1 protein-coding gene is annotated in these 408 nt (G+C 63.0%); it reads right to left on the bottom strand.

Annotated features, from left to right (window positions below):
• Positions 1–408 (bottom strand): VCBS repeat-containing protein (locus I6F37_RS42625; RefSeq protein WP_225154771.1); only part of this gene is annotated, 408 nt, incomplete at both ends.

Raw genomic sequence — 408 nt, 5'->3', positions numbered from 1 at the left:
GCCGACTGCGTGAACGGCGCGCCCCAGGCCGTATTGCCGTAGACGTAGAGAAAACCGCCCGTCAACGCGATCAGTTCCGGACGCCCGTCCTGGTTGATATCGGCCGCTCCGATGTCGACGCCGTTGTTCAGGGTCGTGCTCTGCCAGACCGAGGTGGAGTGGAGGGGATCCACGACGGAAATTTTTCCGTCCCCGCCAATGACCACGAAATCCGCGGCGCCGTCTCCCGTCATGTCCGCATGAGTGGCCGCGACCGCGCTCGCGTAATTGAGCGGAGACTGCCACTCAGTGGCAGAGGCCGAAAAGTCATACGTGGCCAGATAGCCGTCGTACAGACTGGCCGTGCTGAGGAAAGCTTCATCGACGCCGTCACCGTCATAGTCGGCAACGTCGAGCGCTGCGAGGCCA

Origin of the sequence: Bradyrhizobium sp. NBAIM08 (assembly GCF_020193935.1) — a bacterium.
Classification (GTDB): Bacteria; Pseudomonadota; Alphaproteobacteria; order Rhizobiales; family Xanthobacteraceae; genus Bradyrhizobium; species Bradyrhizobium yuanmingense.
This window is presented reverse-complemented; position numbering and strand designations above follow the sequence as displayed.